General features: G+C 63.4%; 3 protein-coding genes. All 3 read right to left on the bottom strand.

Annotated elements, in window-relative coordinates:
• Window positions 1-71: 71 nt before the first annotated feature.
• The 3 genes from KAY22_RS26975 to KAY22_RS26965 are packed head-to-tail and all read right to left on the bottom strand — an operon-like array spanning window position 72 to window position 3,000.
• Window positions 72-1,337 carry a S49 family peptidase gene (locus KAY22_RS26975; protein WP_296626138.1) on the bottom strand — a complete coding sequence of 422 codons (1,266 nt, stop codon included), beginning with the start codon at window positions 1,335-1,337 and terminating at the stop codon, window positions 72-74.
• A complete protein-coding gene (locus KAY22_RS26970) occupies window positions 1,334-2,788 on the bottom strand; it encodes a phage portal protein (protein ID WP_296626137.1) in 1,455 nt (484 codons plus the stop codon). The genes KAY22_RS26975 and KAY22_RS26970 overlap by 4 nt, the downstream gene beginning before the upstream one ends.
• Entirely contained in the window at window positions 2,788-3,000 is a 213-nt protein-coding gene (locus tag KAY22_RS26965) for a hypothetical protein (protein WP_296626136.1), read from the bottom strand. The genes KAY22_RS26970 and KAY22_RS26965 overlap by 1 nt, the downstream gene beginning before the upstream one ends.
• Window positions 3,001-3,151: the final 151 nt, after the last annotated feature.

The following is a 3,151-nucleotide window of genomic DNA, read 5'->3' as shown; positions in this document are numbered from 1 at the left end:
CCGCCCGGAGCTTCCGACAGCAGGAACTCCAGCGCATAGTTGGATTCAGAAAGAGCCATGTGAATCTCCTGTTATGGCGTGTGCCGCTGGTTGCGGCGCTGGTAGATGCCTGCTACATCCAGGCGCGTAGCCGCCGAGCTTTCGCTAAGCGGGTGATTCGTTGACAACTCCGGCCCATCCTCAGCCGTTACCGCCTGCAACTGAGCGCGGACGGTTTCAACGTCCACCCCCTTGGCGACATATGCGGTCGCCTCGTCTGGTAATTTCGCCGCAGCGCAAAGCGTGGCGATGGTGCGAGCGTCTGCGATGCGCGCGTCGACCGTTTCAGGCGTTGCCGATCCGATCAGCGCGACCGCGATAGCCGGCGAAAGGTTTGCGGCCATGACGGCATCAGTCACAGCCGCCTGCGCCATCTTTCGTGCGTCATCTTCTGCGGATGCTTTCGCGGACTCGCGCGCGGCAATCGCGGACGGGCTTTCATCAGTGCTTGCCATGACAGACGCCAGCGCATCGCGGAACGTGCCGATCTTGTCGGCCAATCCGGCAGATACGGCAGCGGCGCCCGTGTAGGTCATCGCATCCGTTCCGCGCACGTCATCCTCATTCATGCCGCGGTACGCCGCCACCGACGCGACGAACGTCTGATAGAGCGAGTCCACCTCGCCCTGCCCGCGCTCGCGCGCGTCGTCGCTCAGCGGTGCGTGCGGAGAGAAGTCGACCTTGTGCCCGCCGGCATAGATCGGCGTCACTTTCAGCCCGACCTTTTCGTTTAGCCCGGACTGGTCGACGTGGTACGCAACCACACCAATCGAGCCGACGCCGCCGGTACGCGATACCCACACTTCATCGCATGCGCTGGCGAGCGCGTAGCAGGCGCTGTACGCCATGTCATCCACGACAGCAACGATGGGCTTGCGTCCGCGGCTTGCATGGATATGGTCGGTCAGGTCGAAGCAGCCCGACACCATGCCGCCGGGCGAGTCCATCCGCATGATTACCGCGGTAACGGACTCATCGGCCATTGATGCGTCGAAGGCGTCGCGGATCGCTTCGTAGCTCAGCGGGCCGTCATCGCACATGCCGGGCATCGGGCGCGACACAAGCCCGCCCGTGATATTCAGCACCGCGACGCGAGGCGCCTGCTGCGACGCGGACAGCGGCTCGACAATCTCGCCGCCGCCGTCGACAGCGCCGGCCATGTAGGCTCCGATCACTTGCGCGCCAATCGCCGGATGGACAAGCAGCGGGCGCCCGATAGCGTGCGTATAGAGTTGGGTCACAACCGGGTTTTCAGATCGGCGGAACATCCGCGCCAATGCCGTCATTGGGTTCTTCATGCGTTTTCATCCTGTGTCATTGGTTGCGGCGCCACAGGCCCGTTCTTCGCCTGCCGCCCGTCTGAGTCATGGGTGAGTCCCGCCAAGTCGGCGCGCTCGTTGTCCGCCACCTGCTCGGCGTCGATCTCTTCCGGGTCTTCACCCTTGCCTAGCACGACCTTGGTACGCGACGTGAGCCCCGCGCGAATCGCCTTGATGTCTGCATCAACGTCCTGCACCGGATGCGCGTATGGCCAGCCCTGCGGAACCCATAGCGTCTCGCGGTACTCTTCCGGGTCGGTCGCGTAATCGGGCGCGATCAGCGAGCCGTCAAGCACGGCTGCATCCCACCACGCATCGCGGACACGGCCGCAGAACATCGGGATGATTTGCAACCACAGGTCCATTTCGATCAGGCGGTGAAACTCCAGCAGCAGAAGCTTCAGCGCGCGGTCGCTGATCTCGCGAAGGTCTCCAGTCAGAACCTCATACGGGATTCCCATGCGCGCGCAGAACGCCAACAGGTTCAGCCGCATGAACTCGGCATAGTCCGCGCCAGCGCCGGGCGGATCGTTAAACTTCACATCCCAACCAGCGGGAAGCTCGGACATGGTGCCCGGTTCCATTCCCGCTACCGGCGTGCCGTCTGCCGCGTCATCTTGCGCGGGCAATTCGCCGAGCACCGATCCATCCTCGCCGTTCACCGGCTTGGTGAAAAAGCCCGTGTGCAGGTTGGCGACCGCCTGCCGCTCCATCACGTTATCGCTCAGCCGGTCCTGATTGAAGATCAGGACAAGCACCGACGAAAGGTCGGGGATTCCGCGCAACTGGCCAGCCCGAAGCGGGCGATACAGGTGCAGGATTTGATCGGCCGGAATACGCGTCAACTCGCTGGCGTTGACGGTAAATGTGTTCTGGTCGCCGGGATGCGCGCGGTACATCCAATACGCGACGCGGCGCCCGATCTTGTCTAGCTCGATGCCCTCGCGGATGACGTTGCCGCCCGGCGCCGTCGCGTAGTAGTGCCGCGGGCATTGCTCGGACTCGATCAGCTGGACCTGCAAAGGAACTGGCAATCCATCAGCACGGCGTCGCGGGCGAAGTCGCGCGAATACCTCGCCGGCCTCTTTGTACTCACGCACGCCGAGAGCCTGCTGGCCCGCAAACTCTAGCTGACCGTCAGCATCGGAAACCTTGCACCAGCGGCGCCACAACTTGCCGGCAGCCGCCTTCATCTCCGGCGAGCCGTTAACCATCTTGGCCTGCACACCCGTGCCGATGGCGTTGCTGACGTACTTCTCGACCGCAGCGCCGGCCCATGCGTTGTTACGCACAAGGTGACGCGAGCGATTGACGATGGTATCGATGCCGCTCGACTGATTCGGCCCGGACATTGGCGCGCGGAACATCGCCAGACGCCTGCCCGTGCCGCTCGCTTGATGCGCCGGCATTGGTGCGGATTCAGTCGTCATCAGTAGCCGGAGCCCGTCTGTTGGATGCGGAACACTCGCGGTCGAGTGGTGCCCGCGGTCGCGTCAATGTCGGTCTGCACCATTTCCCGCGCGCGGCGCAGTTCATCCAGCGAGCGATAGGTATAGGCGCGGCCATCTTGGAAACGCACAGACAGCGCGCCCGACTTGATGGCATCTTCGATTGCCACAAGGTCAGCGGTTACGAATGCCATTTAGCGCCTCAGATAGTTGGATGACACGCGTTGCAATCTTTGCGGCGGGCGCGGCTTGTCCTCTGGCGCCCTGTGCGCGATTGCGCGCAGCGCCTCAAGGTTCGGTCTTTCCATCCGAAGCCCGGCCATAGCGAGCACTCGACAATCAAGC

It is taken from the genome of Rhizorhabdus sp. (assembly GCF_018006725.1).
GTDB lineage: Bacteria > Pseudomonadota > Alphaproteobacteria > Sphingomonadales > Sphingomonadaceae > Rhizorhabdus.
Note: the sequence above shows the minus strand (reverse complement) of the source record. Positions and strands in the feature narration are given on the sequence as shown.

What these genes read in the sequence shown, in the direction of transcription:
- KAY22_RS26975 (WP_296626138.1), bottom strand. Translation starts at nt 1,337, where the DNA reads ATGAAGAACCCAATGACGGCATTGGCGCGGATGTTCCGCCGATCTGAA.
- KAY22_RS26970 (WP_296626137.1), bottom strand. Translation starts at nt 2,788, where the DNA reads ATGACGACTGAATCCGCACCAATGCCGGCGCATCAAGCGAGCGGCACG.
- KAY22_RS26965 (WP_296626136.1), bottom strand. Translation starts at nt 3,000, where the DNA reads ATGGCATTCGTAACCGCTGACCTTGTGGCAATCGAAGATGCCATCAAG.